We start from the raw sequence: 26,748 nt of genomic DNA on the forward strand, positions 1-26,748 counted from the left end.
CTAGGGGTGGACGGCGCAGGACCGGCGATGCGGCACATCGCATCGCTGGTTTGTTTGTCGGTGTCGTCAAGCGGTTGCTAGCGCTGTCGCATCACCATTGCGCGAGGCTGCGCAATGGAGCGACTGGCGCACCCGGGTCCCTGGGGAGAGACCTGGCGTGCTTGGCGGCGGATCCGGGTCGGGAGCCCGGGTCCGCCTTTTTTTGCGTGGCATCGGCTGCATGGCGTTGCCGGTCTGCGCAATGCCGGCAAGCAGCGCCCACCTGCTGCGCTGACTCAGTCTGGCCCGGCGCTACCGAGTGGTGGTCAGGCCAGCGGGATGCGTACCGAAAAGCAGGTGCCGCCGCCCGGGCGTGGGCGCACATCCACTTCGCAGCCCAGGGTCTCGGCGGTGCGGTGCACGATCCACAGGCCGATGCCCAGCCCGTCGCTGCGCGGGTCGGCCTGGCGGAAGGCCTGGAACACCTGTTCGGGGTGGTCCAGGTTCAGGCCGATGCCGCTGTCGATGATTTCCACCACCGCGTGGCCGGGGCGACGCCGGACGCCGACCAGCACGCGTCCACGTTCGGTGTACTTGACCGCGTTGCCGATCAGATTGCCGAGCAAGGTGGTCAGCAGCGTGGGATGGCTGCGCACGCGTAGCGAGGTGGGCACGTGGCGCAAGGCCAGGCACTTGTCGATCGCCGGTTGCCGCCACACACCCAGCACCGAATGCAGCACATCTTCCAGCGCCAGCGGCTGCAGATCCGGCGTGGCGGTCTCGCTGGCGGCCGCCAGGGTGGCCAGCTCGTCGAGGTTGCGCGCCACCAGATTGATCGCATCGCGCGCGGTGACCAGGGTCGGCACCGAATCGACATTGGCATGCCGGCGCATCTTGTCGATGGCGTAGGCGGCGGTGCGCAGCGGGGTCTTCAGGTCGTGCCCGGCGATGGCCATCAGGCGACTGCGGTAGCGGTCGGATTCTTCGGCCACCTGCAGCGCGCGGCGCAGTTCCAGCTGTGCCATGGTCTGGCGTGCGAGTGCGCGCAGCGCATCGACCTGTTCGGCACTGAGCTGGCGCGGCTGGCGGTCGAGCACGCAAACCGTGCCCAGCGGCAGACCTTCGCTGGTCTTGAGCACGGCGCCGGCATAGAAATGCAACGGCGCCTCGCCGGTCACCAACGGATTGCGCGCGAAGCGGACGTCCTCGCGGGTGTCCGGCACCACCAGCACGTCGCTGTCGAGCAGCGCATGCGCGCACATCGACTTGAATAGCGGCGTCTCGCGCTCGCCCATGCCGCGTTCGCTCTTGAACCACTGCCGCTCGGCATCCACCAGGCTGATCAGCGCGATCGGCGTCTGGCAGATGATCGAGGCCAGCCTGGTGATGTCTTCGAAGGCGGCCTCGCGCGGCGTGTCGAGGATGCCGTAACTGCGCAGCGCCTGAAGGCGCAATGCCTCGCTCGGCGGCTTGGCAGCACAGGGAAGGGGCTCGGCCGCTGGGTCGGACAGGACGGTGCTCATGCGCGCGCAGGTGGATGGATGACGTATAAGCATAGGGCATGCCAGGGCCTGCCATGTGCGCGCTGTCACGTCCACTGCTGGAACTGTGACTACCGACCTCGACAACGGCCGTGCATCGACCCTTCAGGACTTCGTCTGTACTCGCGTCTGCGCGCCTGCAGGGTGCCTGATCGTCAGATTCCGCCACTGCTCAGTCTGGCGGGCAAGGCGGCCGTTGCCGACGGGTGCGACATGCGGTCGCGCACCGGCCGCCACCATCGCCCCTGCGGCATGCGGCGGCTTACACTCGCGCAATGCCTTCGCTCCGCCGCCACCCTTGCCTGCACTTGCTTGCCTGTCTGGCGGTGCTGCTGATGCTGGTGGCGCCGCTGGTCAGCCGTTGGAGCCAGGCGCAGTCGCCCGAGCCGATGTGCATGAGCGGGCCGGCGCTGGACGCGGGCGGGTCGCTGCATGCGGACCAGGCCCTGCCGGCGCAGACGGCCGCGCACCATCACGCCGCCGCTGCATCGCCCGCCAAGCCGGACACCGGCCAACACGCAGGCGCGCATGGTGAAGCCTGCGATTACTGCGTGCTGGCCGCGCGCCTGCTGCCGTGGCTGGCGTTGCTGGTGCTGTGCCTGCTGCAAGCGCGGCCGGCGCCGGCGCCGGTGCACAGGCAGGCGCGCGCAACATCGACGGTGCGCTGGGCCGCACTCGGGGCACGTGGGCCGCCGCTGCACGCGTGAGTCTGGCCCCATCGCGGGCGTCCGCTGCGTTGTAGCGATTGCGTGCCCGACCTTCCGGCGCGCCCGCACGCAGTTGCATGGACGACCTGCTCTCCTGACGTGATGCCTGTGCCCGCCGTGTTGCCGCGGCGCACGGCGGTGTTGCCGTGCCGGCACGGCGAAGGGTTGGTCATGCGGTTGCGATTATTGAAAACGCTGTGGTACGCGCCATCGTTGGCGCTGGTGTGGGGGCCTGCCTGCACTGTGCAGGCGCAGGATGCGGCATTGACCCTGGGCAAGGTGCAGGTGAGCGCGCAGACCCAGCGCAGCCCGAGCACGGCACGCGTGCTGAGTTCGGTGGATGTGATCGGTGGCGAGCTGCTGCACGATCAACACGTGGACTACAGCTGGGAGCTGTTGATGCGTGCGCCGGGCGTGCAGGTCACCCAGTTCCGCATGGGCACCGATGCGGGGCGGTTCTCGTTCCGTGGTTTCAATGGCGAGGGGCGCATCAATGCGGTGAAGCTGCTGATCGACGGCATCCCCAGCAACGACAATGCCGGCGGCATGCCATATCTGGATGCGGTGTTTGCGCAGGACATCAGCGCGATCGAGATCGTGCGCGGCACCAACGATGCACGCTACGGTCTGCATGCGATCGCCGGCAGCGTGGATGTGCTGACCCGTACCGGCGGCAACGATGGCCGCCTGAGCGTGACGGCGGGCAGTTTCGGTGCGCGCGAGGTGCAGTTGGGCAAGGGCTTCGAACATGGCGCATGGAGCCAGAACTATGTGTTGGCCTGGCGCGATTCCGATGGTTATCGCGAGCACGCCGACGCGCGCAAACGCAGTGTGGCCGGCAAGTGGTTCTATACCGACCCCGATGGCGGCTTCCGTGCCGGGCTCACCACGCGTTACTACGACAATCACGCGCTGGAAGCCGGTTATCTGGATGCGGCCAGCGCACGCGCGGCGCCAGGCAGTTCGCCGGCGTATGCGCAGGACGATCGCAGCGAACGCCAGCTGCGGCAGACCGCGTTGCACGCGGACGGCACGCTGGGCGCCGCTGCGCAGTGGAGCGCCAAGGCCTACCAGAACGATTACCGCAATCGGCGCTGGGTACGCTTTTCCGCAGCCGGCCTGCAGCAGGAACGCGATACCGATGAAACCCATCGCGGCCTGCTGTTGCGCGGCAACTGGCAGCCGGATTGCGGCGCGCTGGCGGCCAATCTGGAAGCCGGCGTGGATGCGCAGTGGCAGGACAACCAGTCGCAGCGCTACCGCACCGTGGCACGGGTGCGCGGCGCGCAATTGCGCGATTGGGATTACGACCTGCGCACGCGCGGGGCCTACGTACAGGCGGTGCTGACCCCGGTCGAGCGGCTGCAGCTGGTGCCGGGCTATCGCATCGACCGTGTCGATGGGCAGCTGCACGATGTGCGTGCCGGCATTTACGCACCGACGTACGACTACGGCACCATCAAGCAGCCCAAGTTCAGTGCCAGCTACCGGCTGGCCGGGCAAAGCAGCGTGTACGCGAACTGGGGGCGCAGCTTCCAGATCGGCAGCGGCGATGGCGCGTATCGGCGCCAGCCGGCAAATCTCGGCCCGTCGATCAACGACGGCTGGGAGGCCGGTTTCAAGTTCGCGCCATCGGCGCTGATGGACGGCCGCCTGGCGTATTGGGAGCAACGCGCTTCCGGCGAAGTCGCCACCATCCTGGGCGTCAATGGCGTGCCCGGTGTCGGCGATGTGGCCAATGTCGGGCGCACGCTGCGGCGCGGCTGGGATGCGCAACTGAACCTGCAGCCGGCCGAGCACTGGCGGGCCTGGATGTCGTATTCGCGGCAGAAGGCCAGCATTGCCACGCCGGACCCGAGTGCGCCGACCACGCGCGGCAAGGAGATCGAAAACGTGCCGCACTGGCTGGCCACCGCCGGGCTGGAATGGCAGCTCACCGCGGCGGTGCAGCTGAGCGCCTGGGGCAATGCGCAAGGCGATTATTATCTGGAGCGCAGCAATACGCTGGGGCGCACCGGTGGTTACGCCCTGCTCAATCTGGGCGCGCGCTGGAATCTGGACGCACGCAACGCGCTCAGCCTGCAGCTGCGCAATGTCACCGATCGCGCGTACGTGTATGCGTGGTACGACACCGGTAGTTCCGGCTATTCGCCGGGCGATGGACGTGCGTTGTCGCTGTCCTGGGACTGGAGCTTCTGATGCGCGCAATCATGGGCGATGGCCGCGTCACCGATCCGCGCCGGGATGGCCGCTGGCGCTTTTATCGCGCGGTGTGGCGCTGGCACTTCTATGCCGGTTTGCTGGTGCTGCCCTTCATCGTCTGGCTGGCGCTGACAGGTGCGGCGTTCCTGTACCAGGATACGATCGACCGCAGCGTGCACCATGGCTTGAAGGTCGTGCCGGTGGGCGAGCGGCGGGTGTCGGCGCAACGCCTGGTCGATGCGGCGCAGCGCAGGGTCGGCGGCAGCTTGTTTCGTTACACCACGCCCGCACGCGCCGATGCCAGTGCCGAGATTGGGCTGGTCGACACGCACGCTGTGCGGCAGGTGGTGTATGTCGACCCGTATCGCGCACGCGTGCTCGGCGTGCTGCCCGAGCACGGCACCCTGGCCTGGACGATCCGCCGGCTGCACAGTCTCGAGTTGATCGGGCCGTTTGCGCGCGGCTTGATCGAAATGGCGGCGGGCTGGGCGATCGTGCTGGTGCTGACTGGTGTGTATCTGTGGTGGCCGCGTGGGCGCCGCGGCGGGGTGGTCAGCGTGCGCGGCACGCCGGGGCAGCGGCTGTTCTGGCGCGATCTGCATGCGGTCACCGGTGCCGGCGTCGGTGCGGTATTGCTGTTCCTGGCGCTGACCGGGATGCCGTGGTCGTGGCTGTGGGGCGCGCAGGTCAATCGCTGGGTCAATGGGCAGGACTTCGGATATCCGGCCGGTGTGCGGGTGCAGCTGCCGATGTCGCAACAGCGCTTGTCCGAGACGACCGATCCGGCGTGGTCGTTGCGGCAGGCGCGTGTGCCGGAGTCAGCGGTGCCTGGGCGTGGAGCCGCGGGGGGGGATGAGGGTCTGCATGACGGGCGGGTGGGTGTGACGCTGTCGGGTGCGGAACATTCGGAACATTCGGAACACGCGGAACACGCGGAACAGCCAAGCCGGTCAGAACATGCGGTGCAGTCGGAACATGCCGCACACGGCGGCACCGGCAACGTCGCTGCGCCCGGTCACGGTGCCATCGGGCTGGATGCGGCGATGGCGCGGTTCGATGCGCTCGGCATCGTGCCGGGCTACAGCGTCTCGCCACCGCGTGGCGCCACCGGGGTGTATACCGCCTCGGTCTATCCGGCCGACCTGCAGCGCCAGCGCGTGATCCATCTGGATCAGTACAGCGGTGCGGTGCTGCTGGACATGCGCTACCGCGATTACGGGCCACTGGCGCGCGCGCTGGAATGGGGCATCAACGTGCATCTGGGCCAGCAATACGGCACTGCCAATCAGGTGATCCTGTTGCTGGCCTGCGCGGCGATCGTGCTGCTGTGCGTGAGCGCGGCGGTGATGTGGTGGAAGCGTCGCCCGGTCGGCGGCCTGGGCGTGCCGCCGTTGCCGGCCGATCCGCGCACGCTGCGCGGTCTGCTGGCGCTGCTGGTGATCTGCGGGCTGATCTTCCCGCTGGTCGGGGTGTCGTTGTTGCTGATGTGGCTGTTCGACCGCTACTGGATGCAGCGCAGTCAGGCACGTGTTCCCGCGGCATGAGTACGTGCGCGTCACCTCAATGCGCTGCGGACGCGCCGAGTCAGGGATGCGCTTGGCGGTGTGCCCACCGGCAAACTCGACGCGTAGTGGTGCAGGCAAGCTTCGTAACGAGCGCGCGCTGCGCCGCGCTCAGATGTCCTCGTGGATGCCGCATTCGCGCTTCAACCCGAAGAAGCGCGTGTCCTCCTCGCGCATGCCCGGTTCCCAGCGGCGTGTGGTGTGGAAGTCGCCGATGGACACGTAGCCTTGTTCCCATAGCGGGTGGTAGGGCAGGTCGTGCGCCTGCAGGTATTGCCACACGTCGCGGTCGGTCCAGTCGGCGATCGGGCTGACCTTGTAGCGCTCACCGCGCTTCTGCACGATCGGCGTCTGCGCGCGGCCACCGGACTGGCTGCGGCGCAGGCCGGTGAACCAGGTGCCTACGTTGAGCTCGTCCAATGCGCGGCGCATCGGCTCGACCTTGCGCAGGTTGTTGTACTGGTCGATGCCGACCATGCCCTGTTCCCACAGGCGGCCGTGGCGCGCCTCCATCCAGGCGCGGCTGACCAGCGGGCGGTAGACCTTGAGGTTGAGCTTGAGCCGGTCGGCCAGCGCGTCGGCAAACCGGTAGGTTTCCGGGAACAGGTAACCGGTATCGATCAGGATCACCGGAATGTCCGGGCGCTGCTGGGTGAGCAGATGCAGCGTGACCGCCGACTGCGCGCCGAAGCTGGACGACAGTGCCGCCTCCTGCGGGCCGTGTTGCAGTGCCCAGGCCACGCGCTCGTCGGCGCGCAGGCCTTCCAGCTGCGCGTTGAGCGCGTCCAGGTCGTCCAGCGCGGACGCAGTGATCGATGCAGCGGGCAGCGCGGTCATGCGAGCAATTCCAGGTCGAGGTGACGGTGTGTGGGGTAGGGCGGCAGCGCGATCAGGCCGCTGCGATGCAGGAAATCGCCGAAGCCTTCGTCGCCGGCCTGATCGCGTTCTGCCGCATAGCGCGCCAGCAGCGGTTCCAGTGCGGCGAGAATGTCCGCTTCGGTGATGTTTTCGCGGTACAGCGTGTTCAGGCGCTGGCCGCGGCGGTCGCCGCCCAGCATCAGGTTGTAGCGGCCGGGCGCCTTGCCCACCAACGCGATCTCGGCCAGATACGGGCGCGAGCAGCCATTCGGGCAGCCGGACAGGCGCAGCACGATCGGGGTGTCGGCCAGCCCGTGTTGCTCCAGCACCGGCTGCAGGGCCGCGCTGAAGTCGGGCAGGTAGCGTTCGGCCTCGGCCATCGCCAGCCCGCAGGTCGGCAGCGACACGCAGGCCATTGCGCCGCGTGCCAGCGCGGTGGGCGCGCGATTGCCGGCATCCAGGCCGTACTGCGCGACCAGGGCATCGACGCGCGCTCGCTCGCTGGCCAGCACGCCGGCGATGACCAGGTTCTGGTTGGGTGTCATGCGGAACTGGCCGACGTTCAATTGCGCAATCGCGCGCAGGCCGCTTAGATGCGCAGCGGTGTCGGTATCGGCGATGCGCCCGGCAGGCAGGGCCAGGGTCAGATGCGACAGACCATCGTCGCCCTCGACCCAACCGTAGCGATCGCCGTTGTGCTCGAACGCGAACTGCCTGGCGGGTTGCAACGCAAAGCCGGCACGGCGTTCGATCTCGGCCACGATGGTGTCCAGGCCGTGATCGTCGATGGTGTACTTGAAGCGCGCGCGCTTGCGCACCGCACGGTTGCCGAAGTCGCGCTGGGTGGTGACCACGGCGGTGGCCACCTCCAGCAACTGATCGCGGGTGACGAACCCGACGACATTGGCCACACGCGGCCAGGTTTCCGCATCGCCATGGCTGGCGCCCATGCCGCCGCCGATGCTGACGTTATAGCCCAGCAACTCGCCGTCGTGCAGGATCGCGATGAAGCCCAGGTCGTTGGCGAACACGTCCACATCGTTGAGCGGCGGCGCGGCGAAACCGATCTTGAACTTGCGCGGCAGATAACGGTCGCCGTAGATCGGCTCTTCTTCGTTGCCGGAGCCGGACACGCGCTCTTCGTCCAGCCAGATCTCGTAATACGCACGGGTGTTGGGCAACAGATGCTCGGACACCCGCGCGGCATCGGCATACAACGTGGCATGCGCCTGCGACAGCAGCGGATTGGCGGCGACCTGCACATTGCGATTGACATCGCCGCAGGCGGCCAGCGTATCGATCAAGGTGGCATTGATCGCCTGCATGGTCGCCTTGAGCTCGCGCTTGATCACGCCATGGAACTGGAACGCCTGGCGCGTGGTGATGCGCAGCGAATGATTGGCGTACCGCGTGGCGATGCCATCCAGCGCCAGCCACTGCGTGGGCGAGATCACCCCACCCGGCGTACGGGTGCGGATCATGAACTGGTACGCCGGTTCGAGCTTCTGCCGACGCCGCTCATCGCGGATGTCGCGATCGTCCTGCTGGTAGCTGCCGTGGTACTTGATCAGAGTCTGATCATCCTCGCGCAACGCACCGGTCACCGCATCGGCCAGGCTCTGTTCCAGCGACCCGCGCAGACGGCGACTTTCGGATTTGATGTCTTCGACGGAGTGGCTCATGACGGGATTCGGCATTCGTGATTGGGGATTGGCAAAAACAAAAAAGCAGCAGCACGACAACAACCAGACCCGGGGAACCCGCAGTTACGAATCCCCAATCCCCAATCCCGATTCCCGGCACTAATAGACATCACGCGCATACCGCCCCTCCACCTGCAGACGGGTGAGATACGCCGCGGCGGCTTCTGCATCCACGGCGCCGTGGGTGGCGACGATGTCGAGCAGGGCGGCGTGCACGTCCTTGCCCATGCCGATGGCGCCGCACACGTACAGATGCGCACCGCCTTGCAGCCAGGCGTAGACCTCGGCGCCGCGTGCGCGCAGGCGATGTTGCACGTAGATCTTTTCGGCCTGGTCGCGCGAGAACGCGACTTCCAGCGCGTGCAGTTCGCCGCGTTGCAAGGCCTGTTGCCATTCGGCCTGATACAGGAAATCGGTATTGAAATGCTGCGCGCCGAAGAACAGCCAGTTGCGGCCCTTGGCGCCGGTTTCGGCGCGTTCCTGGACGAAGCCGCGGAACGGCGCCACGCCGGTGCCCGGGCCGATCATCAGGATGTCGCGATCGGTATCGGCCGGCAGCCGGAAGCGCGCATTCGGCTCGATGTAGACCGGTGCGGTATCGCCTTCGCGCAATGCGGCCAGAAAGCCGCTGGCCGAGCCCAGATGCGCATGCCCGTGCGCCTGGTAGGTGAGTTCGTCCACCACCAGGTGCACTTCCTCGTCCACGCGCTTGCGGCTGGAGGCGATCGAGTACAGGCGCGGGGTGAGCGGGCGCAGCGCGGCCAGCAGGCCTGCATGGTCCCAATCCGCCGGCCAGCGTCGCAGCACGTCGATCAACTGGTGATCGGCAAGCAATGACGCCAGGCCGGCGGTCTGGGTCGGGGCGAGCAGCGCTTGCAGCTCGTCGGCGCGCGCACGCTCGGCATGGGCGGCCAGCAGCGGCCGCGACAGCTTGGTCAATTCGCGCCGGGTGGCCAGCCACTCGTGCAGGGCCAGAGTCTCTTCGCCGACGGTGACCGCGGCATGACCGTCCAGGCGCAGCGTTTCGAGCACCGCATCGACCAGCGCAGGCGGATTGCGATGGCGGATGCCCAGCGCATCGCCGGGCTCGTAGCTCAGCCCGCTGCCTTCCAGCGAAAATTCCAGATGGCGCACGCGCTTGCTCGGCAAGGCGTAGACGCGGAACTGCGGGCCCTTGAAGTCGCGCCCGCTGACGATCTGGTTGGCCAGCACTTCGGCGGGGAAGGGCTGCTGATGCGACCACACCGGTGCGGCTGCACTGCTGCGCAACGGCGTGATGGTGGCCGATGGCGGGCCGCTCCTGAGCTGCTCGCGTGCATGCTTGAGCGCCTGCGTGCGCCAGGGTGCAGCGACGCTGTCGATATCCAGATCGGCTTCGCCGCGTGGCTGCACGCGGCTGCCGCCAAGTTCGGCCAGGCGATCGTCGATGCCGCGTGCGATGCCGCAGAAATCGGCGTAACTGGAGTCGCCCAGGCCGAGCACCGCGTACTTGAGCTCGGGCAGCTTGGGCGCGCGGCGGCTGGCCAGGAATTCCACCAGCCCGATCGCGTCGTCCGGCGGGTCGCCTTCGCCCTGGGTGCTGATGACCACGTAGAGCAGTCGCTCGCTTGCCAGCTCGCGGGTGGGGTACTGATCGGCACGCAGCAGACGCACGCTCAGGCCGGCGGCCTCGGCCTCAGCTGCCAGCTGCTCGGCCTCCCGGCGTGCATTGCCGGTCTGGCTGCCGTACAGCACGGTCAGGCGCTGGCTTTCCTGTGCCGGCGCGTGCGGCTGGCCGCCTGGCAACACCGCCAGCGAGCGCGGCGGCTGGCCTTGTGCCAGCCCGGCGGTGTAGCCGGACAGCCACCACAGCGATGCGGCATCCAGGCCGTCGACCAACCGTTCCAGCAGCGCCTTGCGCTCGTCGGGCAAGGGGCTGGGCGGAAGCGCGGAACTGGCGGCGGTCATTCGGATCCAGGGCGGTTGATGAGACCAGCGATGTTAGGGAAGCGTTGCCGTGGCCAGAAAGGATGAGCCGTTATCGCGTTATGCCGGCCGCTTATTTGGGTGTGGGCGGCCCGCGCCACACACTGCGGCGCCTTGCCCTACCATCGGCTGGTCTGCCCGCCGACGCCCACGACACCTTGATGACTCTGCTGCCCCTGTCACACCTGGATCGGCTCGAGGCCGAAAGCATCCACATCCTGCGCGAGGTCGCCGCCGAATTCCGGGCCCCGGTGATGCTGTATTCGGTGGGCAAGGACAGCTCGGTGCTGCTGCATCTGCTGCTCAAGGCGTTCGCGCCGTCGCCGCCACCGATCCCGCTGCTGCATGTGGACACGCGCTGGAAGTTCGGCGAGATGATCGCCTTCCGCGACCGCCGCGCGGCCGAGACCGGCGTGGACCTGCGCGTGCACATCAACCCCGACGGCATCGCCCAGGACGTCGGCCCGATCAGCCACGGCGCGGCGGTGCATACCGACATCATGAAGACCCAGGGCCTGAAGCAGGCGCTGGAGCAGGGCGGCTTCGACGCGGCGATCGGCGGGGCGCGCCGCGACGAGGAGAAATCGCGCGCCAAGGAGCGCGTGTTCTCGTTCCGCAACGCGCGTCATCGCTGGGACCCCAAGAACCAGCGCCCGGAATTGTGGAATCTGTACAACGCGCGCACCAAACCCGGCGAAAGCGTGCGCGTGTTTCCGCTGTCCAACTGGACCGAGCTGGATATCTGGCTGTACATCTACCGCGAACGGATACCGGTGGTGCCGCTGTATTTCGCCGCGCCGCGCCCGGTGGTGCAGCGCGACGGTGCCTGGATCATGGTCGACGACCACCGCCTGCCATTGCACGACGGCGAGACGCCGCAACTGCGCTCGGTGCGCTTCCGCACGCTGGGCTGCTATCCGCTCACCGGCGCGATCGAATCGACTGCAGACACGCTGGAAGCGGTGATCGCCGAAATGCTGGTCAGCACCAGCTCCGAACGCCAGGGCCGCATGATCGATCATGCGCCAGGCGCGTCGATGGAGCAGAAGAAGCTTGAGGGGTATTTTTGATGGGCAGGGAATCGGGATTCGGGATTGGGGATTCGCAACAGCGGTTCGCCGTGGACGGAGCGGAGGAAGCAGCTGCCTTTGCCAATCCCCAATCCCCACTCCCCAATCCCGGCGCCATCAGCGCCTACCTGCATCAACACGAAGCCAAGCCGCTGCTGCGCTTCATCACCTGCGGCAGCGTGGACGATGGCAAGAGCACCTTGATCGGGCGCCTGCTGTACGACAGCAAGCGGCTGTTCGACGATCAGCTTGCCGCGCTGGAAAGCGATAGCCGGCGGCATGGCACGCAGGGCGAGGGTATCGACTATGCATTGTTGATGGACGGGCTGGCCGCCGAGCGCGAGCAGGGCATCACCATCGATGTGGCGTACCGCTACTTCGATACCGACCAGCGCAAGTTCATCGTCGCCGACTGCCCCGGGCATGAGCAGTACACGCGCAACATGGCCACCGGCGCATCCACTGCCGATGTCGCGGTGGTGCTGGTGGACGCGCGCAAGGGCTTGCTGGCGCAGACGCGCCGGCACAGTTACATCGTGTCGTTGCTGGGCATCGGACATGTGGTGCTGGCGGTCAACAAGATGGACCTGGTGGACTACGACGCGCAGGTCTACGCCGACATCGCCGAGGGCTACCGCGCGCTGGCCGCGCAGCTGGGCATCGCCGATGTGCAGTGCATTCCGCTGTCGGCTCTGGCTGGCGAAAATCTGTCCAGCCCATCGACGCGGATGCCGTGGTACCGCGGCCCGCATCTGCTGCAGCATCTCGACACCGTGCACGTGGAGACGCCGGAAGCCGGCAGCGGCTTCCGGTTGCCGGTGCAGTGGGTCAATCGCCCCCATCAGCACTTCCGCGGCTACGCCGGCACCATCGCGGCCGGGCAGGTGCGGGTGGGCGATGCCGTGGTGGTGGTGCCGTCCGGGCGCCGCACGCAGGTGGCATCGGTGCTGGATGCCAACGGCGAGGTGGACAGCGCACGCGCCGGCCAGGCGGTCACGCTGACCTTGCGCGACGAGATCGATATCAGCCGCGGCGACATCATTGCCGCCGTCGACGACCCACCGGAAGTGGCCGACCAGTTCGCCGCGCATCTGCTGTGGATGGACGATGCGGCCTTGCTGCCGGGGCGCCCGTACTGGCTGAAGATCGGCACGCGCACGGTTACCGCGAGCATCAGCGAGATCAAGCACAAGGTCGATGTGAACACGCAGGAGCGGTTGGCCGCCAAGCGGCTGGAGCTCAATGAGGTGGGCTACTGCAATCTGGCGCTGGACGAACCGATCGCGTTCTCGCCGTACGCGCGCAACCGCGTGCTGGGTGGCTTCATCCTGATCGACCGGCAGAGCAATGCCACCGTGGCCGCCGGCACGCTGGAGTTCGCGCTACGTCGTGCCGGCAACGTGCATTGGCAGCATCTGGATGTGGACCGCGCCGCGCGCGCGCGTATCAAGGGCCAGACTCCGCGCGTGCTGTGGTTCACCGGCCTGTCGGGCGCAGGCAAGTCCACCGTCGCCAACCTGGTCGACAAGCGCCTGCATGCGCTGGGCTATCACACCTTCATCCTGGATGGCGACAACGTGCGCCACGGGCTCAACCGCGATCTGGGCTTCACCGACGAAGACCGTGTGGAAAACATCCGCCGCGTGGCCGAGGTGGCGCGGTTGATGGCCGATGCCGGCCTGATCGTGCTGGTGAGCTTCATCTCGCCGTTCCGCGCCGAGCGGCAGCTGGCGCGCGAGCGCTTCGATGCCGGGGAGTTCGTCGAGGTGTTCGTGGACGTGCCGCTGGCGGTTGCCGAAGCGCGCGATGTGAAGGGGCTGTACCGCAAGGCGCGGGCCGGGCAGATTCCCAATTTCACCGGCATCGATTCGCCCTACGAGGCTCCGGAGGCGCCGGAGGTCCATCTTCACGCCGATGGTGAGAACGTAGAGGCGCTGGCGCGTCATGTGCTCGAGTTTCTCGGGCTGGAACGCTGAGCGGGGCTGACAGGACATAGCGGCAGGCGTCAGGTGGGTGTGGGCAACGCGACGCCGCAATGCATGAATGCGTACATGCAGCGGCCGAGCGGTGGCCGCGTCCGTCCGGCAGCCACGCCGCCGTGTCGGTGGCTGCGCTGACCAGCGCATCGCGCCGACGACAGCAAGGGTCTTTGGTCATGGTGCAAAGCACGCCCTTTCTGTCAACTCCATGGCGGCTAGGTCGTTAAACTTTCGACGTACCCCGCCAGGATGTTCTGATGCTTGTTCGACCCAGCGCGCGTTTCGGCGCAGCGCTCTTGTTGGCCGTTGCGCTGGCCGGTTGTAGCCGTGAGGCCGCCGCGCCGGCCGCCGCCAAACCCATCCCGGTCTCTGTGCAGGCGGTGACCACCCAGCCCTGGAACTCGACCGTGCAGTCGATCGCCACCGTGCGTGCGCGCGAATCGGTGGCGCTGACCGCGGCGGTGAGCGATGTGGTGGAGCAGGTCAATTTCGACAGCGGCGACGAGGTCAAGGCCGGGCAGCTGCTGCTGCGGCTGCGCGGCAATTCGCAGCAGGCGGCACTGACGGCCGCGCAGGCCACCTTCGAGGAAACCGATCAGCTGTACCGGCGCCAGTTGAGTCTGGTTGGCCAGCAACTGGTGGCCAAATCCACTGTCGATACGCAACGCGCGCTGCGCGATGCGGCGCAGGCACGCGTGCAGCAGATGCGCGCGGAGATCACCGACCGCGAGGTGCGCGCGCCGTTCTCCGGTGTGCTCGGCATCCGCCAGATCAGCCCGGGCTCGTTGATCACCTCCAGCACGGTGATCGCCACGCTGGACGATGTGGCGCGCATGTACGTGGACTTCCAGGTGCCCGAGTCGCAGTTCGGCCTGGTGCAGCTCGGCAATACCGTCAATGGCACCGCGGCGGCGTATCCGGGCGAGCAGTTCGAAGGCGTGGTGGCGGCGATCGATTCGCGTATCGACGAGACCACCCGCTCGGTGACGGTGCGGGCCGACTTCCCCAACGGCGACCGCCGCCTGCGCCCGGGCATGTTGCTGGATGTGCGCCTGTTCCAGCCGGCGCGGCAGGCGGTGGTGATCCCGGAGATTGCGGTGGTGCAGGTGGGGCGCGAGTCCTACGTGTTCCGGGTCAAGCCCGACAGCAGCGTGGAGCGCGCCGACGTGCGCCTGGGCGAGCGCCGCGACGGCAAGGTGGAAATTCTCGACGGGGTCAAGGCCGGTGAGCGCATCGTGGTCGACGGCACCGGCAAGTTGCGTCCGGGCCTGAAGGTGGTCGATCAGGCCGCGCCTGCATCTGCAGCGGCGCGCCCGCAGGCAGCACGATGAAACTCTCCGACCTGTCCATTACCCGCCCGGTGATGGCGGTGGTGATGAGCCTGCTCCTGATCGTGCTGGGAGTGATGTCGTTCACCCGGCTGACCTTGCGCGAGTTGCCGGCGATCGACCCGCCGATCGTGTCGGTGGACGTGGAATACACCGGCGCGTCGGCGGCGGTGGTTGAAAGCCGCATCACCCAGGTGCTGGAAGACGCGCTGGCCGGCATCGAAGGCATCGAGACCATCGAGGCGCGCAGCCGCAACGGCTCTTCCGATATCAGTATCGAATTCGTGCAGTCGCGCGATGTGGAAGCGGCCGCCAACGACGTACGCGATGCGGTCAGCCGCGTCTCCGACCGCATGCCCGACCAGGCGCGCCCGCCGGAGATTTCCAAGGTCGAGGCCGACGCCGACCCCATCCTGTGGCTCAACATGAGCTCCAGCACGATGGACACGCTGCAGCTGTCCGACTACGCCGAGCGCTATGTGGTGGACCGCTTCTCCAGCCTGGACGGCGTGGCGCAGGTGCGTATCGGCGGGCGCCAGCGCTATGCGATGCGGATCTGGCTGGACCGCGATCAACTGGCCGCGCGCGAACTGACCGTGGCCGACGTGGAAGCGGCGCTGCAGAACGAGAACGTGGAACTGCCGGCCGGCAGCATCGAATCGGCGCAGCGCGATTTCACCTTGCGCGTGGAGCGCAGTTATCTCAAGCCCGAGGACTTCGCCAAGCTGCCGCTCAGCAAGGGCGAGGGCGGCTATGTGGTGCGCCTGGGCGACGTGGCCAGGGTCGAGCTGACCTCGGCCGAGCGCCGCGCCTACTTCCAGAGCAACGGCGTGCCCAATGTGGGCCTGGGCATCGTGCGCAACTCCACCGCCAACGCGCTGGACGTTGCACGCGAGGCGCGCGCGCAGGCCGAGGAAGTGCAGAAATCGCTGCCGCAGGGCACCAACATCTTCGTTGCCTTCGACACCACGACCTTCATCGATGCGGCGGTTGAGCGCGTGTATCACACGCTGATCGAAGCGGTGGTGCTGGTGCTGGTGGTGATCTGGGTGTTTCTGGGCAGCGCACGCGCGGCGCTGATTCCTGCGGTGACGGTGCCGGTGTGTCTGATCGCCGCATTCATCGCGCTGTACGCGTTCGATTTTTCGATCAACCTGCTGACCTTGCTCGCGCTGGTGCTGTGTATCGGTCTGGTGGTGGACGATGCCATCGTGGTGGTGGAGAACATCCAGCGCCGCATCGATCTGGGCGAGCCGCCCTTGGTGGCGGCCAAGCGCGGCACCGGCCAGGTCGCCTTCGCGGTGATTGCCACCACCGCGGTGCTGGTGGCGGTGTTCCTGCCGGTGGGCTTTCTGGAAGGCAATACCGGGCGCCTGTTCCGCGAGCTGGCGGTGGCATTGGCCGCGGCGGTGGCGATCTCGGCTTTTGTGGCGCTGACGCTGACGCCGATGATGTCGTCCAAGCTGTTGCGCTCGCACGGCCAGGCCAGGCCCAACCGCTTCCATCGCTGGTTCGATGGCCGCATGCAGGCAGTGTCCGGGGCGTACGGGCGCTCGCTGGAGCGGCATGTGCATCGTACCTGGATCTTCGCGCTGCTGATGCTGTTGGCACTCGGCGCCAGCGCGTGGTTGATGGGCCGGATTCCCTCCGAGCTGGCGCCGGCCGAAGACCGCGGCAACTTCCAGATCATGATCGACGGGCCCGAAGGCGCCGGCTTCGATTACACCGTGGGGCAGATGCATCAGGTCGAGGCGATCCTTGGCCCTTACGTGGGCCCGGACAAGCCCATCGTGCGGGCCAACCCGCGCGTGCCCGGCGGCTTCGGCAGCAGCGAGGAAATGCACACCGGCCGGGTCAGCGTGTTCCTGCAGGACTGGGAAAAACGCACGCGCCCGACCACCGAGGTGGCCGACGAACTGCAGCAGAAGCTCAATGTGCTCAGCGGCGTGCGTGCGCGCACGCAGGTGAGCGGCGGCCTGGTGCGCAGCCGTGGCCAGCCGTTCCAGCTGGTGCTGGGCGGGCCGGATTATGCGGAGATCGCGCAGTGGCGCGATCGCATCCTGCAGCGCATGGAAGCCAATCCCGGCCTGGTCGGCCCGGACTCGGACTACAAGGAAACCCGCCCGCAGATGCGCGTCAACATCGACCGCCTGCGTGCGGCCGATCTGGGCGTGCCGGTCACCGCGATCGGTGGCGCGCTGGAGGCGATGATGGGCTCGCGCCGCGTGACCACGTTCGTGGACAACGGTGAGGAATACGACGTGATGCTGCAGGCCGGCCGCGAAGGCCGCATGGCGCCGGAAGACCTCACCGCCATCCGCGTGCGTTCCACACGTGGCGAGCTGATTCCGCTGTCCAACCTGGTCACGCTCAGCGAAGTGGCCGAAGCCGGCACCCTGAATCGCTTCAACCGCCTGCGTGCGATCACCATCAGTGCCGGCCTGGCGCCGGGCTATCCGCTCGGCGAGGCGATCGCCTGGGCGCAGCAGACCGCACGCGAGGAATTGCCCGAGTATGCGCAGGTGGACTGGAAGGGCGAATCGCGCGAATACCAGCAGTCCGGCAGTGCGGTGCTGCTGACCTTCGGCATGGCCTTGCTGGTGGTGTATCTGGTGCTGGCCGCGCAGTTCGAAAGCTTCGCCCATCCGCTGGTGATCATGCTCACGGTGCCGTTGGCGGTGCTGGGCGCGCTGGTCGGGTTGTGGGTCACCGGTGGCACGCTCAACCTGTTCAGTCAGATCGGCATCGTGATGCTGGTGGGGCTGGCGGCCAAGAACGGCATCCTGATCGTGGAGTTCGCCAATCAGTTGCGCGACGAAGGCCGCAGCGTGCATGAGGCGATCGTGGAATCGGCATCGGTGCGCCTGCGTCCGATCCTGATGACCTCGATCGCCACCGTGGTCGGCGCGATTCCGCTGGTGGTGGCCGGCGGGCCCGGCTCGGCCAGCCGCGCCACGATCGGCGTGGTGGTGATCTTCGGCGTGTCGCTGTCCACCTTGCTGTCGCTGTACGTGGTGCCTGCGTTCTACAGCCTGATTGCGCCATTCACCAAGTCGCCCGAAGCGGTGGCGCGCGAGCTGGAAACCCTGGAGGCGCAGACGCCGTCGGTAGGCGGTCACGCCTGAGCGATACCGGCAGCGGCATGCTGCTGCCGGTTGTCGATGAGCGGGGATGCTGCGGCATCGGCGTTGATCGCAGCGTTTGCATCTGGCCGCATCGCAAACAAAACCCAAACATCGGGGCGCAGGCTGTGTCCATCGAGCGCGGCAGCGCCAGGCCAGCGCGATCGATGCGACGCCGCAGCGCGGCCGGTTGCCTTTGCGGGCGGCGCGCTCACCGCATCGGTCGTGCAATGACTAAGGTCACATGACAGTCATGCCCGGCTGTGGTCGACTCCCGCAGTTGCCCTGACCGGAATCGCCAATGCGTCGTCTTGCCTGCCTGCTTGCTCCCTCCCTCCTTGCGCTGTGCTGCGGCACCGCGCTGGCGCAGTCCTCCGGCGAGCCGGTGCCCAATGGCCGCCTGCCGACCTGGGCAGTGCCCGAGCGCTACAGCCTGTCGTTCAAGATCGATCCGGACCAGAGCGAGTTCAGCGGCCGCACCAGCATCCGCGTGCAGCTCAAGCAGGCCTCCGATCACCTCTGGCTGCACGGCAAGGAGCTGAAGGTCAGCAAGGTCACGGTCAAGCCGGTCAAGGGCAAGGCGCTGACGGCACGCTACGTGCAAGCCGATGCGCAGGCCGGTGTGGTGCGCCTGGATTTCGGCCGCACGCTGCAGCCGCAGACGCTCACCGTGGACATCGTCTACAGCGCGCCGCTCAATCAGCAGCTGCAGGGCCTGTATCAGGTGAAGTACCAGGGCCAGGCCTATGCGATGACGCAGATGGAGCCAATCAGCGCGCGCTACGCGTTCCCCGGTTTCGACGAACCCGCGTTCAAGACTCCGTTCGACCTCAGCCTGACCGTGCCCACCGACGACCAGGCGCTGGCCAACACCATCGCCACCTCGACCAAGCCGGCCGGCAAGGGCTGGAAGACGGTGACCTTCGCTCCGACCGTGCCGCTGCCGACCTATCTGGTCGCCTACGCCGCCGGCCCCTGGGACGTGGTGGACGTGCCGGCCATGCCGGCCACCCCGCAGCGCCCCAACCCGACCCCGCTGCGCGGCATCGCCGCCAAGGGCCAGGGCCCGCGTATCACCCCGGCGCTGGACCAGACCCCGGCGATCATCGCCGCGCTGGAGGACTATTACGCCTTCGGCTATCCGTTCGACAAGCTCGATCTGGTCGCCGCGCCGGACTTCAGCGCCGGTGCGATGGAAAACCCCGGGTTCGTTACCTTCCGCGACTGGCTGTTGTTGCTGGACAAGGACTCGCCGGCCGAGAACGTGCAGCGCTCCTTCAACACCAATGCGCATGAGCTGGCCCACCAGTGGACCGGCGACGCCGTCACCATGGAGTGGTGGGACGACCTGTGGTTGAACGAGGCGTTCGCCACCTGGATGCAGCAGAAGATCACCATGCAGCTGCACCCGGAATACCGCGCCAATCTGGACCGCATCGGCGGCGCGCAGCATGCGATGGACAACGACAGCCTGGTCAGCGCGCGCAAGATCCGCCAGCCGATCACCGGCAACGGCGATATCGAGACCGCCTTCGACGGCATCACCTACCAGAAGGGTGCGGCGGTGCTGGCGATGTTCGAGGCTTTCGTCGGCGAAGACGTGTTCCGCCAGGGCATGCGCGCCTACATCGCCAAGCACAAGTTCGGCAGCGCCACCGCCGACGATCTGGTCGATGCGATCGCCGATGCCGCCGGCAAGGGCGAGGAGTTCAAGGCCGCCTTCCGCAGCTTCCTCAATCAGCCGGGCGTGCCGTATCTGCAGACCCAGCTCGCCCGCGAAGGCGGCAAGACCGTGGTCAAGCTGCAGCAGCAACGCTATCTGCCGCTGGGTTCCACCGGCTCCACCGCGCAACAATGGGGCGTGCCGGTGTGCGTCAAGTACGGCAAGGGCAAGAACCAGGTCGGCACTGCCTGCCAGATGCTCACCGACGGCAGTGGCAGCATCGTGCTGGATGGCGCCGGCAAGAACACCTGGGTGTTCCCGAACGCGCGTGGCGCAGGCTACTACCGTTTCAGCCTGCCCAAGAAGCAGCTGGCTGAACTGGGCAAGCAGGTCGGCCAGCTCGACGACAACGAACAGCTGGCCTATGCCGATGCGATCGATGCGGCCTACCGCCACGGCGATACCGACGGCGACGCCGTGCTGGCAGCGCTCAAGCAGTTGGCGCCGTCCGAATCGGCCGATGTGTCCACCGCGCTGCTGAACCGCTTCGTGTGGATCTGGCGTTACCAGGCCACCAGCCAGGCCCAGCGCGACGTACTGCGCAAGGCCGCCGAACAGGCGTATCTGCCGCGTCTGCGTCAGCTGGGTTACACGCGGCGTAGCGGCGAGTCGATCGACGACACCAGCCTGCGCTCGGCGCTGGCCGGGCTGTTCGCGCTGCGCCTGCAGAATGCGGAGGTGCGCAAGGCACTGCTGGCGCAGGGCGATGCGGTCCTGGCCGGCGGCAATGGTGCACTGGACTTCTCCAAAGCCAATCCGGATCTGCTTGGCACCGCACTGGCAGTGACCGCGCAGGAGCGCGGCGCACCGGCGGTGCAGAGCCTGATCGATGCACTGCGCACGCATGCCGACCCGGCGCAGCGCAACGCCATGATCGCCGCCCTGGGCACACTGCAGGAACCGGCGCTGCTCAAGCAGGCGCGTGATTTCGCGCTGACCGATGCGATCAAGGTGGGCGAGATGAAGAGCCTGCTGATGCGTGGTCACAGTTACGAGACCTCGCACGCGTCGATGTGGCCGTGGTTCACTGCCAACTTCGACCGTATCGTGCAGCGCAGTGGTTCGTTCGACGGCGGCGGATTGCCGGCGCTGGGCGCGTCCGGCGGTTGCAGCGTGGAAGAAGCCGACCGCCTGGATGCGTTCTTCAAGCCGCGCCTGGCCACGCTCAGCGGCGCCGACCGCGGTATGGCGCAGACCGGCGAGACCATCCGCCTGTGCGCCGCGCTCAAGCAGGCGCAAACCACCAAGCGCTGAGCCGCGGCCTGCGGCCCGGGTGCGCGGTATCGGCAGTGGCGATACCGCGCATATCGGAGCAGCTGACAAGACGACAGCGTGCACCGCCAGGCGCGCGCCCACTGTCCGGAATCGGCATGTGCCATGCGCACATTGCCGGACTGGGCGCGCCGTCCGCAACCATCTGGCGCCTGCTCGCCAGGTGTCATCAGCCATTACAGGGCCGAAGCGATGGACGAATCACTGACACTGCTTGGAGACGGTTTCGTGCTGCGTCGCTGGCGCCAGGACGACCTGGACGCCTTGCTGCGGCATGCCAACGACCCGCTGGTGCCGCGTGGATTGAGCGAGCGTTTCCCGCATCCGTATACGCGCGCCGATGGCGAGGCCTTCCTGGCCGGACGCGTGGTCGACCTGCAGCATCCAGTGCTGGCCATCGAGATCGACGGCCAGGCCTGCGGCACGATCGCAGTGCGTCCGGGGCAGGGCGAGCGACGCTTTTCGGCCGAGCTGGGCTACTGGATCGGCAGTGCGTACTGGGGTCGTGGCTGGATGACGCGCATCGTGGGCGCGTACGTGCCCTGGGCAATGCAGACCTTGCCGCTCTATCGCGTCCAGGCCACCGTGCTCGACACCAACCCGGCATCGGCCAGGGTGCTGCTGCGCAACGGCTTCGTCGAAGAAGGCTGCAGCCGCTGCGCGATCATGCGGCCGGATGGGCTGCACGATTTGCGCGTGTTCGCGCGGGTGGAGTTGCCGGCCGATCTGGACTGATCCTGGCCACGTGCGCTGGCGAACGCGTGGGCCAGGCGCATTTGCACGCGGCGGGTTGGCGCAGATCCGTCACCGGCATCGGCACCGATCCCGCGTGTCCTGCATAGCGTCAACGTCAACCTAAGTCCCTGTGTTGCAGGGCCTCGAAAGCAGCGCCTCGGCTACCTCGTATACGGCTCGTTGCGCCAGTGGCTTACCATCGTCGCCAATGCGTCTGCACCGCCGGCTATGCCGGCCTGCAGGATGACGAACACCGCTGGTGGCGGAAGGGGCGATACGGTCCCCGCAGCCGGCAAGTAACACGAACCCTGGATACGACGATGACACAGCATGATGGACGCGGCGGACGACCGCCGCGCGATGGCAGCAGTTCCGGCGCCTCGCACAATCCCTGGGGCCGCGCCGCGCCGCGTACACCGGCAGCGCGCCCGCCGGCACGACAGGCGCCAACGGCGTACACGCCTGCTGCTGCGCAGTCCGCGGCTTCGTCGTCCGGCGGCAATGCGCGCGAGCTGCGGCTGTACGGCATCAACGCAGTGCAGGCCGTGTTCAAGGCGCGCCCGGAGGCGGTGCGCAAGCTGTACCTGAGCGAGGCGCGCATCCCGCAGTTCAAGGCCTTGCTGGCCTGGTGCGTGGCCCAGCGCATCGGTTACCGCGTGGTCGAGGAAGCCGATCTCAGCAAGCTCGCTGCCAGCACCCACCACGAGGGTGTGGTGGCCGATGTGCTGCGCGTCGCCCCGCAGCCGTTGCAGGACTGGCTGGCTGCGTTGCCGCAGGGGCCAGTGCTGGCGCTGTGGCTGGATGGCGTGGGCAACCCGCACAACTTCGGCGCGATCCTGCGCTCGTCCGCGCACTTCGGGGTGGCCGGTCTGCTGCTGCCTGCCGGCTCCACGCTGGGTCTGTCCGGCGCAGCCGCGCGCGTGGCCGAGGGTGGCGCCGAAGCGGTGCCGCTGGTGCAGCTGCCCGACACCGCAATGGCGATGGCGCAGCTGCGTCAGGCCGGTTTCGCAGTGGCGGCCACCCTGGTGGAGGGCGGCCAGGACGTGTTCGCCGCCGCGCTGCCGCAACGGCTGGTGTATGTGATGGGCGCGGAGAGCGAGGGCATGGACCGCCAGTTCGCGCGCGATTGCGACCTGCAGTTGTCGATCCGCGGCAGCGGCAAGGTCGAAAGCCTCAACGTGGCCTCGGCCACCGCCGTGTTCCAGGCCGCCTGGCGTGCCCGTGCGTTGGGTGGAGAGTCGTGATGCGCCTGTGTGCCGGTCTGCTTGCCGCCGCTTGTGCGTTGGGCGTCAGCGCGCATGCCGCAGCGGCCTCCACGCCTGCCGCACCGCCGCAGGTGCGCACTGATCACGGCCTGGTGCGCGGGCAGTGGCAGGACGACGGCAGTGCGGTGTTTCGCGCGATTCCGTTTGCCGCGCCGCCGCTGGGCGCGCTGCGTTGGCAGCCGCCGCAACCGGCTGCTGCCTGGTCGGACGTGCGCGATGCGACCCAGGCCGCCACCCCGTGCGTGCAACCGGCGCTGGGCTGGAACGACGCCATGGCCAGACGCGGTACGGAAGATTGTCTTTACGTCGAGGTGCAGACGCCCACGCTGCAGCCGGCCAAGCCGCTGCCGGTGTTCGTCTGGATCCACGGCGGCGCCAATGTGGCCGGTGGCGCCGATGGCCATCTGCCGACCAACCTGGTCGCACAGGACATGCTGGTGGTGACGCTGCAGTACCGGCTCGGTGCGCTCGGCTTCCTGTCGCTGCCGGAACTGCGCGATGGCGACCATCAAGCCGCCGGCAACTACGCCTTGCTCGACCAGATCGCCGCGCTGCAGTGGGTGCGCGACAACATCGCGCAGTTCGGTGGCGACCCTGCGCGGGTCACCATCGCCGGGCAGTCGGCCGGTGGCCAGGATGTGGGCTTGCTGATGCTCAGCCCGTTGGCACGTGGTCTGTTTTCGGCGGCGATCGAGCAAAGCGGCACCGCCGGGTTCGGATTGCCGGCGCGTTCGCTGGAAGACAATCGCGCCCTGGGCGTGGAGATCGCCAAGCGTGCAGGTATCGATGACCCCACCACGCGTCTGGCGCAACTGCGCGCGCTGCCGGTGGAGCAGCTGATCAAGGCCGGGCAGGGTGTCGACGTGCCGGCACTGGATGACGATGGCTACATCTGGCTGCAGGCGATCGTCGATGGGCGCGTGCTGCCGCGTGCGCCGGCCGCGTTGCTGGCCGACGGTGCACAGGCCAAGGTGCCGCTGTTGATCGGCTATGTGGTGCAGGAGCTGGAATACGGCGGCAAACAGGGTGCACAGGCGCGGCTGCGTCGCGACTATCCGGCGCAGGCCGATGCCGTGCTGCAGGCGCAACGCACGCATGCGGCGCAGCGTGCCGCACGGCAGGGCGACGCAGCGATGCAGCTGTCCACCGATCTGACCTTCCGTTGCCCGGCAGTGACCGTGGCCCAGCATCAGGCCGCGCTCGGCGTGCCGGTGTGGCATTACGTGTTCGATACCGCCGCACCGGGCGGGCGGGTCACGCATAGCGCCGAGCTGCCGTTCCTGTTCAAGGGTCTGCCGATCGGCCAGCCGCCGGTGAGTCTGCAGCGCTATTGGGCCGCGTTCGTGCAGCGTGGCAATCCCAACACCAAGGGCTTGCCGGCCTGGCCGGCATTTGCGCCCAAGCATGCGGCATTGCAGTTCGCCGCCAGTGGCGTGCGCCCGCTTAAGGATGCACGCCCGGCGGTGTGCGCAGGCGTGGACCTGCCGTAATCGATCGCGCGTACCGCCACGGTACGCGCGCTTGACTCAATTCGACTTGGCTCAACTCAGCGGACGCAGCCCGTCCGCCGAGCTTATTTTTTTTGCAGTCGCACGGCGGCGCCGCCGTTTGCAGCCAATGGCAGCTGCAGGCTGTCGTTGGAGGTGAGTTTGCGCGTATCGATACGCACCTCCGTCGGGGCCGCGCCGTCGGCATAGATGGTGGCGGTCCAGCTGCCCTTGCCCAGGAATGCCAGCGGCAAGGTCAGCGTGCGCGCCTGCTCGTTGGTCATCGCGCCCACGTACCAGTCCTTGCCGCTGCGCCGCGCCAGCGCGATGTGCTCGCCGATGGCGCCATCGAGTGCGCGCGTCTCATCCCAGCTCGCCGGCACATCGCGCAGGAACTGCGCTGCCGGTACGTTTTCGTATTGTTCCGGGCTGTCGGCGACCACCGCGAACGGGCTTTCGTAGACCACATACATCGCCAGTTGCTGCGCACGCGTGGTCATCACCTGCGGCGCGATGTGCTGCATCTTGAACTCGGCCGGACGCACATTGCGGAAGCCACCCGGTGTGTAATCCATCGGCCCGAGCAACATGCGCGTGAACGGCAGCGTGAGGTTGTGGGTGGCGGTGATGCGGGTGGTCCACTTGTTGTACTCGGCGCCGAGCACGCCTTCCTGCGTGAGGTAGTTGGGATAGGTGCGGGTCAGGCCGGTCGGGTGATAGGCGCCATGCAGATCCACCAGCAGTTTGTGCTCGGCGGCCTTGGCTAGCAGGCGGTGATAGAAATCCACCATCTGCTGGTCGTCGCGGTCCATAAAGTCGACCTTGATGCCCTTGATGCCGAGTTGCTGATACCAGGCGAGTGCTTCGTCCATGTGCGCATCCAGCGCGCGCCAATGCGCCCATAGCCACAGCCCGACATCGCGCTGCCGTGCGTAGGCCACCAGACCCGGCAGGTCGAGCTGCTCCACCGGGCGGCGGATATCGGCATCGACGTTGTACTGGCCATCGCCGGTGCTGCCGAAATACCAGCCATCGTCGATCAGCATGTATTGCAGTTTCAATTGCTGCGCGTGATCGATGTAGCGCTCAATCGTGGCGGTATTCATGCCCGGCTGTGCCACGCCGCTGGCCAGTGAGCCGGACCACCAATCCCATGCCGATTTGCCCGCGCGCACCCAGCTCGCATCGAAGGCCGGCGGTGGGTTGAGTGCGGAAATCAGATTGGATTCAATCAGGCTGGCCGGGCTGTCGCCCAGCATGATCACCCGCCACGGCGTGGCGAAATCGCGGCCCTTGGCATCAAGGCTGACGGCCAGCGTGGGGTCGTCCAGGCGTGGCGATAATTTCGCCGACACGCCCAGGCTGCCATCCTCGCGGCCGCTGAGATACAGGCCGGCATAATCGCGCAGGTTCGCCTCGGCAATTGCCAGCGTGGTGCCGCTGGCATCGGTCTGGCACACCAGCGGCAACTCGAGCAGATTGTGCGGGCGCAACCTGGATGCGGCGATCGCATCGTATTCGCCCTCATGGCTGGTGCCGAAGCGGCCCAGGTTCAAGCTCCAGCATGCGTAATCGCTGGGGAATGCAAAGCTGGTGAGCTCATTGCGAATCCGCACCTCACCGGCGTCGGGCAGCACATAACGCAGCGCAACGCCATCGTCGTAGGCGCGCAATTCCACTGTCAGGCGTCGCTGTTTGGGGTCTGACAACTGCACGCGCAATTGGCGGTAGTGATCGCGTGCCTGACGCGTCTTGCCCACGGCCAGGGCGAAGCGGCTGTCATGTGTTTCGGTGGTGCTGCCCTGCAACGTCATCGCCTTGCCGAGCGTGTCGGCAAGGCCCAGATCCAGTCCGAGCGGAGCGTCGTCGAGCACGACTTTGTTGCGATACAGCACGCGATAGCTCGGCACGCCGCCCGCGCGCAACGAGAATTCCACCTGCGTACGTGTGTCGGGTGACTGCACCTGCAAACGCTGCGCAGCTGCAGGCAGCGCGATCGAACACAGCAGCGCGCACGCCGCCGGTAATGCGGACTGGATCAGGTTTCGCATGGGTCCCTCCTCCTGGGAGCGCCAACCCTAACGCAGAACGGTTGTCGTCGATATCCACCTGGGGTAACGTTACCTCGCACCATGGCCGCTGAAACAGGGGCGGCAGCCACGGGCGGCATCACGACAGATGCAATGACAAGGCGACGACGCGTCGCCTTGGCGGTTGCGTCCAGGTGGTGTGCACCGTTGCTTGGCAGTA

16 protein-coding genes and 1 other RNA gene are annotated in these 26,748 nt (G+C 67.4%); 12 read left to right on the forward strand and 5 right to left on the reverse strand.

Annotation, left to right across the window (positions count from 1 at the left end):
• Positions 1 to 305 precede the first annotated feature (305 nt).
• On the reverse strand, positions 306 to 1,502 hold the full coding sequence (locus AC1KVE_RS00005) for a GAF domain-containing sensor histidine kinase (RefSeq protein ID WP_024938175.1): 1,197 nt from the start codon (positions 1,500 to 1,502) through the stop codon (positions 306 to 308).
• A gap of 293 nt (positions 1,503 to 1,795) precedes the next feature.
• On the opposite strand from AC1KVE_RS00005, the gene AC1KVE_RS00010 reads away from it, so the two are divergent.
• The 3 genes from AC1KVE_RS00010 (at position 1,796) to AC1KVE_RS00020 (ending at position 5,973) form a co-directional block, all read left to right on the forward strand.
• Positions 1,796 to 2,227 carry a DUF2946 family protein gene (locus AC1KVE_RS00010; protein WP_102251413.1) on the forward strand — a complete coding sequence of 144 codons (432 nt, stop codon included), beginning with the start codon at positions 1,796 to 1,798 and terminating at the stop codon, positions 2,225 to 2,227.
• 195 nt (positions 2,228 to 2,422) lie between these two features.
• A complete protein-coding gene (locus AC1KVE_RS00015) occupies positions 2,423 to 4,426 on the forward strand; it encodes a TonB-dependent receptor (protein ID WP_184456965.1) in 2,004 nt (667 codons plus the stop codon).
• Positions 4,426 to 5,973, forward strand: a complete 1,548-nt coding sequence (locus AC1KVE_RS00020) for a PepSY-associated TM helix domain-containing protein (RefSeq protein WP_184456685.1) — start codon at positions 4,426 to 4,428, stop codon at positions 5,971 to 5,973. Before AC1KVE_RS00015 ends, AC1KVE_RS00020 begins: the two co-directional genes overlap by 1 nt.
• Before the next feature lie 129 nt (positions 5,974 to 6,102).
• Here AC1KVE_RS00020 and AC1KVE_RS00025 read toward each other — a convergent pair whose 3' ends face one another.
• From AC1KVE_RS00025 to AC1KVE_RS00035, 3 genes are all read right to left on the reverse strand, one after another.
• Positions 6,103 to 6,828 carry a phosphoadenylyl-sulfate reductase gene (locus tag AC1KVE_RS00025; RefSeq protein WP_024940721.1) on the reverse strand — a complete coding sequence of 242 codons (726 nt, stop codon included), beginning with the start codon at positions 6,826 to 6,828 and terminating at the stop codon, positions 6,103 to 6,105.
• Complete coding sequence (cysI, locus tag AC1KVE_RS00030) at positions 6,825 to 8,546, reverse strand: assimilatory sulfite reductase (NADPH) hemoprotein subunit (RefSeq protein ID WP_184379098.1); 1,722 nt, start codon at positions 8,544 to 8,546, stop codon at positions 6,825 to 6,827. Before cysI ends, AC1KVE_RS00025 begins: the two co-directional genes overlap by 4 nt.
• 105 nt (positions 8,547 to 8,651) lie before the next feature.
• Positions 8,652 to 10,499: an assimilatory sulfite reductase (NADPH) flavoprotein subunit gene (locus AC1KVE_RS00035; RefSeq protein WP_184456687.1), complete on the reverse strand. Its 1,848-nt coding sequence runs from the start codon at positions 10,497 to 10,499 to the stop codon at positions 8,652 to 8,654.
• Between the two features lie 179 nt (positions 10,500 to 10,678).
• Between AC1KVE_RS00035 and cysD the strand changes: the two genes are divergently transcribed.
• From cysD to AC1KVE_RS00080, 9 genes are all read left to right on the forward strand, one after another.
• A complete protein-coding gene (gene cysD, locus AC1KVE_RS00040) occupies positions 10,679 to 11,587 on the forward strand; it encodes a sulfate adenylyltransferase subunit CysD (protein WP_167709535.1) in 909 nt (302 codons plus the stop codon).
• A complete protein-coding gene (gene cysN / locus AC1KVE_RS00045; protein WP_167763781.1) occupies positions 11,587 to 13,563 on the forward strand; it encodes a sulfate adenylyltransferase subunit CysN in 1,977 nt (658 codons plus the stop codon). Before cysD ends, cysN begins: the two co-directional genes overlap by 1 nt.
• A 260-nt stretch (positions 13,564 to 13,823) precedes the next feature.
• Complete coding sequence (locus AC1KVE_RS00050) at positions 13,824 to 14,897, forward strand: efflux RND transporter periplasmic adaptor subunit (protein WP_046344036.1); 1,074 nt, start codon at positions 13,824 to 13,826, stop codon at positions 14,895 to 14,897.
• A complete protein-coding gene (locus AC1KVE_RS00055) occupies positions 14,894 to 18,019 on the forward strand; it encodes an efflux RND transporter permease subunit (protein WP_024940307.1) in 3,126 nt (1,041 codons plus the stop codon). The genes AC1KVE_RS00050 and AC1KVE_RS00055 overlap by 4 nt, the downstream gene beginning before the upstream one ends.
• Positions 18,020 to 18,317: 298 nt before the next feature.
• Positions 18,318 to 20,993: a M1 family metallopeptidase gene (locus AC1KVE_RS00060; protein WP_481092941.1), complete on the forward strand. Its 2,676-nt coding sequence runs from the start codon at positions 18,318 to 18,320 to the stop codon at positions 20,991 to 20,993.
• A 116-nt stretch (positions 20,994 to 21,109) separates the two neighbouring features.
• A non-coding RNA gene (locus AC1KVE_RS00065) (sX9 sRNA) lies at positions 21,110 to 21,186 on the forward strand.
• Positions 21,187 to 21,203: 17 nt separating this feature from the next.
• Positions 21,204 to 21,746 carry a GNAT family N-acetyltransferase gene (locus AC1KVE_RS00070; RefSeq protein ID WP_481092940.1) on the forward strand — a complete coding sequence of 181 codons (543 nt, stop codon included), beginning with the start codon at positions 21,204 to 21,206 and terminating at the stop codon, positions 21,744 to 21,746.
• Positions 21,747 to 22,066: 320 nt separating this feature from the next.
• Positions 22,067 to 22,990, forward strand: a complete 924-nt coding sequence (locus AC1KVE_RS00075; protein WP_184456693.1) for a TrmH family RNA methyltransferase — start codon at positions 22,067 to 22,069, stop codon at positions 22,988 to 22,990.
• Positions 22,987 to 24,501, forward strand: a complete 1,515-nt coding sequence (locus AC1KVE_RS00080) for a carboxylesterase/lipase family protein (protein WP_481092939.1) — start codon at positions 22,987 to 22,989, stop codon at positions 24,499 to 24,501. Before AC1KVE_RS00075 ends, AC1KVE_RS00080 begins: the two co-directional genes overlap by 4 nt.
• A gap of 83 nt (positions 24,502 to 24,584) precedes the next feature.
• Here AC1KVE_RS00080 and AC1KVE_RS00085 read toward each other — a convergent pair whose 3' ends face one another.
• Positions 24,585 to 26,549 carry a glycoside hydrolase family 97 protein gene (locus AC1KVE_RS00085; RefSeq protein ID WP_481092938.1) on the reverse strand — a complete coding sequence of 655 codons (1,965 nt, stop codon included), beginning with the start codon at positions 26,547 to 26,549 and terminating at the stop codon, positions 24,585 to 24,587.
• Positions 26,550 to 26,748: the final 199 nt, after the last annotated feature.

Source organism: Xanthomonas sp. NCPPB 2864 (assembly GCF_056675615.1).